This is a genomic window from Microbacterium sp., assembly GCF_041641055.1.
Taxonomy (GTDB): Bacteria; Actinomycetota; Actinomycetes; order Actinomycetales; family Microbacteriaceae; genus Microbacterium.
Genome location: NZ_JBEPZB010000006.1, coordinates 168,321 through 175,192 on the forward strand (window position 1 = coordinate 168,321; position 6,872 = coordinate 175,192).

General features: G+C 69.8%; 5 protein-coding genes and 1 pseudogene. 3 read left to right on the forward strand and 3 right to left on the reverse strand.

All coding sequences use genetic code 11. The annotated features are described in order from the left end of the window. Positions 1-47: 47 nt before the first annotated feature. Genes ACESK8_RS06230 through ACESK8_RS06240 form a run of 3 tightly spaced genes read left to right on the forward strand, consistent with a single transcriptional unit; the run spans position 48 to position 4,329 of the window. Positions 48-902 carry an alpha/beta hydrolase gene (locus tag ACESK8_RS06230; RefSeq protein ID WP_372967780.1) on the forward strand — a complete coding sequence of 285 codons (855 nt, stop codon included), beginning with the start codon at positions 48-50 and terminating at the stop codon, positions 900-902. Beyond that, on the forward strand, positions 899-2,935 hold the full coding sequence (locus ACESK8_RS06235) for a bifunctional aldolase/short-chain dehydrogenase (RefSeq protein ID WP_372967781.1): 2,037 nt from the start codon (positions 899-901) through the stop codon (positions 2,933-2,935). Before ACESK8_RS06230 ends, ACESK8_RS06235 begins: the two co-directional genes overlap by 4 nt. After that, the gene (locus ACESK8_RS06240) at positions 2,932-4,329 is read left to right on the forward strand and encodes a rhamnulokinase family protein (RefSeq protein ID WP_372967782.1); all 1,398 of its coding nucleotides are present in this window, start codon (positions 2,932-2,934) and stop codon (positions 4,327-4,329) included. The genes ACESK8_RS06235 and ACESK8_RS06240 overlap by 4 nt, the downstream gene beginning before the upstream one ends. A gap of 276 nt (positions 4,330-4,605) precedes the next feature. Here the strand turns inward: ACESK8_RS06240 and rhaS are convergent, their stop codons facing one another. The 3 genes and pseudogenes from rhaS to ACESK8_RS06255 all read right to left on the reverse strand — a co-directional run. Further along, positions 4,606-5,649: a rhamnose ABC transporter substrate-binding protein gene (gene rhaS, locus ACESK8_RS06245; protein ID WP_372967783.1), complete on the reverse strand. Its 1,044-nt coding sequence runs from the start codon at positions 5,647-5,649 to the stop codon at positions 4,606-4,608. A gap of 55 nt (positions 5,650-5,704) precedes the next feature. After that, entirely contained in the window at positions 5,705-6,754 is a 1,050-nt protein-coding gene (locus ACESK8_RS06250) for an ABC transporter permease (RefSeq protein ID WP_372967784.1), read from the reverse strand. After that, positions 6,751-6,872, reverse strand: a pseudogene (locus ACESK8_RS06255) (ABC transporter permease); the annotation flags it as partial. The pseudogene ACESK8_RS06255 and the gene ACESK8_RS06250, both read right to left, overlap by 4 nt.

The following is a 6,872-nucleotide window of genomic DNA, read 5'->3' on the forward strand; positions in this document are numbered from 1 at the left end:
CCCCCCCCCCCCCCCCCCCACGCCCCACCGACAGAACGGATGACCCCGTGAGCGACCAGGTGCTCGACGGCCCGCATGGGCCGCTGCGCGTGCGCGTCTACACGCCCTCCGCGCCGGCCGGCCCCGGGCTCGTCTGGGTGCACGGCGGCGGATTCGCCGCCGGCGAGCTGGACATGCCCGAGGCGCACTGGGTCGCGCAGAGCTTCGCCGACCGGGGGATCGTCGTGGTGTCGGTCGACTACGCCCTGGCACCGTTCCCCCGCACCTGGGCTGCCGCGGCCGGGGCACCCGAGCGAGCGGGCGTGCACTACCCGGTCGCCTCCGACGAGGTGGAGTTCGCCTTCCGCTGGGCGGTCGAGTCCGGTCTCGCCCGTGGCCCGTGGTCTCTGGGCGGAGCGAGCGCCGGCGGCAACCTCGCCACCGGTGCGGCACTGCGCCTCAGCCACGCTCCTGGGCCCTTCCCTGCGCTCGCGGTGCTCGCCTATCCGACGCTCCACGCCGTACAGGGCGCACCGGATACCGCGCTGCGTGCCGCTCTCGACGCGGAACCCGATGCCGACGTGTTCGGCCCGGAACCGGTGCGGGGCATGTACGAGAACTACCTCGGCGGGCCGGTCGCGAGCGCCGACATCTACGCCGTGCCGGGCACCTCGTCCCCCGCCCAGCTCTCGCATTTCCCCGCCACGATCATGATCACCGGCGAGGTCGACGAGCTCCGCGTCTCCGGCGAGGCGTTCGGCGCCCTGCTGCGCGACGCGGGCGTCGAAATCGACATCTCCACCGAGCCGGGCACCCGCCACGGCCACCTCAATCAGCCTGAACTCGCGGCGGCGACAGCATCGATCGACCGCTTCGCCCGCCGCATCCTCGCCACTTCTCCCGAGCACAAGGAACAGCCATGACCAACCCCACCGCCGCCGCCCTCATCGAGCGGTCGAACCGCCTGGGTGCCGACCCCAAGAACACCAACTACGCCGGCGGCAACACCTCGGCCAAGGGCACGGAGATCGACCCCGTCACGGGTCAGCCCGTCGAGCTGCTGTGGGTCAAGGGATCCGGTGGCGACCTGGGGACCCTCAAGGAGCAGGGGCTCGCCGTGCTGCGCCTCGACCGCATGCGCGCGCTCGTCGACGTCTACCCCGGCCTCGACCGTGAGGACGAGATGGTCGCCGCGTTCGACTACTGCCTGCACGGCAAGGGCGGAGCCGCTCCGTCGATCGACACCGCCATGCACGGCCTCGTCGACGCCGCGCACGTCGACCACCTGCACCCCGACTCGGGAATCGCGATCGCGACCGCGGCCGACGGCGAGGAGCTGACCGCGAAGATCTTCGGCGACAAGGTCGTGTGGGTTCCGTGGCGTCGGCCCGGATTCCAGCTCGGACTCGACATCGCCGCGATCAAGGCGAAGAACCCGCAAGCCGTCGGATGCATCCTGGGTGGCCACGGCATCACCGCCTGGGGCGACACGTCCGACGAGGCCGAGACGAACTCGCTGTGGATCATCGACACTGCAGCGTCCTACATCGAGGCGAACGGCAAGGCCGACCCCTTCGGCGGTGTCCGTGCCGGCTTCGAGGCACTTCCCGAGGCCGAGCGCCGTGAGCGCGCCGCAGCCCTGGCCGGCACCGTCCGCGGCATCGCGTCGACCGACAAGCCGATGGTCGGCCACTTCACCGACTCCGACGTCGTGCTCGACTTCCTCGCCTCCGAGCGCGCCCCCGAGCTCGCAGCCCTCGGCACCAGCTGCCCCGATCACTTCCTCCGCACCAAGGTCAAGCCGCTGATCCTCGACCTGCCCGTCATGGCCTCCGCCGACGAGCAGATCGCCCGTCTGCACGAGCTGCACGAGGAGTACCGCGCCGACTACCAGGCCTACTACGACGCGCACGCGACCGCGGAGTCGCCCGCGATCCGCGGCGCCGACCCGCTCATCGTCCTGGTCCCCGGCATCGGCATGTTCTCCTACGGTGCGAACAAGCAGACCGCCCGGGTCGCCGGAGAGTTCTACGTCAACGCGATCAATGTGATGCGCGGCGCCGAAGCGCTGTCGACCTACTCCCCCATCTCCGACGCCGAGAAGTTCAACATCGAGTACTGGGCGCTGGAGGAGGCGAAGCTGCAGCGGATGCCGAAGCCGAAGTCGCACCAGGGGCGCATCGCCTTCGTCACCGGAGCCGCCAGCGGCATCGGCAAGGCCATCGCCACCCGCCTCGCCGCGGAGGGGGCCTGTGTCGTCATCGCCGACCTCGACCTCGAGAAGGCGCAGGCTGCCGCTGCCGAGCTGGGAGGCACCGACGTCGCGATCGGCGTCGCGGCGAACGTCGCAGACGCGGATGCGATCCAGGCCGCTCTGAACGACGCCGTGCTGGCGTTCGGCGGCGTCGACCTCGTCGTCAACAACGCCGGGCTCTCGCTGTCGAAGCCGCTGCTCGAGACCACCGAGAGGGACTGGGACCTGCAGCACGACGTCATGGCCAAGGGCTCGTTCCTCGTGTCGAAGGCCGCAGCCCGCGTGCTCATCGACCAGAAGCTCGGCGGCGACATCATCTACATCTCGTCGAAGAACTCCGTCTTCGCAGGCCCCAACAACATCGCCTACTCCGCGACGAAGGCCGACCAGGCGCACCAGGTGCGGCTGCTGGCCGTCGAGCTCGGCGAGTTCGGCATCCGCGTCAACGGCATCAACCCCGACGGCGTCGTGCGCGGCTCGGGCATCTTCGCCTCGGGCTGGGGCGCGAACCGCGCCGCGACCTACGGCGTCGCCGAAGAGGACCTCGGCCAGTTCTACGCCAACCGCACGATCCTCAAGCGCGAGGTCGTCCCCGAGAACGTGGCGGATGCCGTGTACGTCCTCACGGGCCCCGAGCTGAGCCGCACCACAGGCCTGCACATCCCCGTGGACTCCGGCGTCGCTGCGGCGTTCCTGCGATGACGGTCCGGTCCGTCGCCGCCGTCGACCTCGGTGCGACCAGCGGTCGCGTCATGATCGGCCGGATCGGCGACGGCCGGCTCGACCTCGAACTCGTCTCGCGGTTCCCCAACGGGCCCGTCGAGCGCGAGGACGGCCTGCACTGGGACTTCGGCGCCCTCTACGAGCACGTCGTCGCCGGGCTTGCCGAGGCCGTGCGCCGAGAGCCGGGCATCGAGAGCATCGGCATCGACTCCTGGGCGGTCGACTACGGCCTGCTCCGAGACGGGGACCTGCTCGCCGAGCCGTTCCACTACCGCGATGCCCGCACGGCACGCGGGGTCGACGAGGTGCACGCGATCGCCGGGTTCGACGAGCTCTACCGACGCAACGGGCTGCAGTTCCTGCCCTTCAACACGCTCTACCAGTACCGTGTCGACCCCCGGCGGGCGGATGCGGATGCCGCGTTGCTGATCCCCGATCTCATCGCCTTCCTGCTCACCGGCAGGGCCGTCGCCGAACGCACGAACGCCTCGACCACCGGACTCCTCGGCGTCGACTCGGGGGACTGGGACGCCGAGCTGGCGGAGCGCCTCGGCATCCCGTCGCGCATCCTGCCGACGCTCGTCGACCCCGGCGAGACGATCGGCACGCTTCGCGCGGATCCGGCCGCACGCATCGGCAAGGACCTGCCCGTGATCGCAGTCGGCTCGCACGACACGGCATCCGCTGTCGTCGCCGCTCCCCTGTCGACCCCGCACTCGGCGTACATCTCCTGCGGCACGTGGGGGCTGGTCGGCATCGAGCTGACCGAGCCGGTGCTGACGGATGCCGCCCGCGACGCGAACTTCACCCACGAGCTCGGTGTCGACCGCCGCTACCGGTTCCTGCACAACGTGACGGGGCTGTGGCTGCTGAGTGAGACCGTGCGGGCCTGGGAGGCGGAGGACGGGTCGGCGATCGACCTGCCGGAGCTGCTCGCCGCGGCATCCTCGGTGACCGGCGACGTGCCGATCTTCGACGCGAACGACTCGTCGCTCAGTGCACCGGGAGACATGCCCGCCCGCATCGCGACGCTGCTCGGTTCGGAGGCGCCATCCACCCGGCCCGCCTTCGCCCGGTCGATCGTGGAGTCGATCGCGGCCGCGTTCGCAGAGGCGGTGCAGACGGCGGCAGATCTGTCCGGGCGGGAGCTCGACAGCATCCATCTGGTCGGAGGCGGCTCGTTGAACCGCCTGCTGTGCCAGGCCACGGCCGACCGCACCGGTCTTCCGGTGCTCGCAGGCCCCGTCGAAGCGACCGCCCTCGGCAACGTGCTCGTGCAGGCGCGAGCCCTCGGCGCCGCACCCGCCTCACTCGAGGAACTGCGCGCGCTCGTCGCCGCGACCCACGAGCCGGAGCGCTTCTCGCCCCGCTGACCTCGGCCCCTCTTACTCTCAGGGTCTGGCCCTGCTCCGGGTCTGGCCCTGCTCCGGGTCTGGCCCTGCTCCGGGTCTGGCCCTGTCCCGGCCCGCCCTGCCCCCTACGGCCCGCCTGCACCCGCTGGCCCCCTGCACACCTGCATGCCCAGATCACGGATGCATGCCGAGAACACCCTTTCTCGGCATCCATCCGTCGTCTCGGCATGCATTCGTACCGAAGGACACGAAAAGGGACGCCGAGGCCGAAGCCCCGACGCCCCTCACGAGCGTGACTCAGAAGTCGAACTCGCCGATGTTCTCCGCGTTGAACTCGAACGGGTCTCCGAGCAGCACGACGCCGTCAGCGCCGACCGTGTATTCGCCCAGCTCGCCGGCCTCGAAGGTGTCGCCCTCTTCACCCGTGATCTCGCCCTCGACGAGCGCCTTCGCAGCGAAGGCCGCGAGGTAGCCGAGGTCGGCCGGGTTCCACAGTGCGAACGCCGTGACGGTGCCGTCCTCGACGTACTCGCGCATCTGGTTCGGGGTGCCGAGACCGGTGATCGCGACCTTGCCCTTGAAGTCGGAGGTCGAGACGTAGCGGGCGGCTGCAGCGATGCCGACCGTGGTGGGCGAGATGATGCCCTTCAGGTTCGGGTGGCTCTGCAGCAGGGCCGCCGTCTTATCGAACGAGGTCTGGTCGTCGTCGTCGCCGTAGACGGTCTCGACCAGGGTGATGTCGGGGTAGTCGCTGGCGATGTACTCCTTCATCAGCTCGATCCACGCGTTCTGGTTGGTCGCGTTGGCCGATGCCGACAGGATGGCGACCTCGCCGGCCCCGCCGATCTGGTCGGCGATCAGGTCGACCTGCACCTTGGCGATGCCCTCGGAGTCGGCCTGGTTGATGAACAGGTCGCGGCATTCGGGGTTCGTGTCGGAGTCGAAGGTGACGACCTTGACGCCGGCGTCACGGGCCTCGTTCAGCGCGTCGCAGATCGCCTTCGGGTCGTTGGCCGAGACGACCAGCGCGCCGACGGCCTGCTGCGTCGCGGTGTTGATGTAGCTGACCTGGGCGTCAGGGGTGGCCTCGGCCGGACCGACCTCGGCGAAGGTGCCGCCGAACTCCTCGACGGCCTTCTTGCCGCCCTCGCTGGAGGTGTCGAAGTACGGGTTGCCGAGGTTCTTGGGCAGGAACGTGATGGCGAGGTTGTCAGACCCGCCCTCCCCTTCCGAGCCCGAGCCGCCGGATCCGCCGCTGGTGTCGGCACAGCCGCTCAGCACGAGCGCTGCGGCCACGGCGACCGCCGCGAAGCCGGCGATCCTCTTACGTGCAAACGTCATTGTTCTTCCTTTCGTGATGATCACCGCAGGCGGATGCCGACGATGAGAGGCTGCCTCATGGTGCGGGGGAGGCTGCTACGCGGAGCGGCGGACCGGCCTTCGCTCGGACGCGCTGCGCCCAGGCGAGGACGCTGGCTGCGACGACCGAGAAGATCAGCAGCCCGCCGGTGATGATGTTGATGACGTCGGAGGTGACCCCGGCGAGACGCAGGCTGCTGCCGAGCACCCCGATCAGCAGTACAGCGGCGACGACGCCGTGCAGGTGCCCGCGCCCGCCGAAGACCGAGACGCCGCCGAGCACGACGGCCGCGATCACCTGCAGCTCGAGCCCGGTGGCGTTGTCGCCTCGGGCGCTGCCGAACCGCAGGGTGTAGAAGATGCCCGCGAAGGCCGCGACGACGCCCGACAGCACGAACAGGATGAACTTCGTCCGTTCGACGTTCACGCCCGAGAATCGCGCGGCATCCTTCGACAGTCCGATCGCGAAGACGCCGCGGCCGAACGGGGTGAAGTGCAGCAGCACGACGAACAGCACGAGCAGGATCAGGAACGGGATCACGATGTACGGGATCGTCGTGCCGGCGATCTTCGCCTTCGCCAGAGCCGTCCACGTCTCGGGGAAGTCGGTCACGGCCGTGGTTCCGAGCAAGCCGACCGCGAGACCGCGGAACAGGGCGAGCGTGCCGATCGTCACGGCGAGCGAGGGCAGTCCGACGATCGTCACGAGGAAGCCGTTGAAGGCTCCCCCGACGACGCCGACGAGGAGGGCTGCGAGGGCCGCGACCTCGAACGGTGCGCCCGACTCGGTGAGCACGCCCGTGACGACGCTCGCGAGGCCCACCATGGATCCGACGGAGAGGTCGATCTCGCCGGTGATCATGACCAGCGTCATCGGCAGGGCGATGAGCAGGATCGGCGCGACGTCGAGCAGCAGGTAGTTCGCGGTGATCGGCTGGGCGAATCCGCGGATCGTGACGGCCGCGACGATCGTCACCAGCACGAGCAGCGCGATGATCGCGAACTCGCGGTTGATGAAGATGCGCCGCCAGAGCGGACGGTCGTAGTCGCGGATGACGCGTGTCGAGGTCGTCGTGGTGGTGGTCATGATTCGTCCCTCGCCTCGATGAGCTGGCGTCTCTGTCTGACCGCGAGCACCCGGTCGAGCACGATGGCCCCGATGATGAGCACACCGACCACGGCACGCTGCCAGAAGTCCGGGATGC

Bases quoted from the DNA above. Each gene is read 5' to 3' on its own strand.
- ACESK8_RS06250 (WP_372967784.1), bottom strand. From the start codon at position 6,754: ATGACCACCACCACGACGACCTCGACACGCGTCATCCGCGACTACGAC.
- rhaS (WP_372967783.1), bottom strand. From the start codon at position 5,649: ATGACGTTTGCACGTAAGAGGATCGCCGGCTTCGCGGCGGTCGCCGTG.
- ACESK8_RS06235 (WP_372967781.1), top strand. From the start codon at position 899: ATGACCAACCCCACCGCCGCCGCCCTCATCGAGCGGTCGAACCGCCTG.
- ACESK8_RS06240 (WP_372967782.1), top strand. From the start codon at position 2,932: ATGACGGTCCGGTCCGTCGCCGCCGTCGACCTCGGTGCGACCAGCGGT.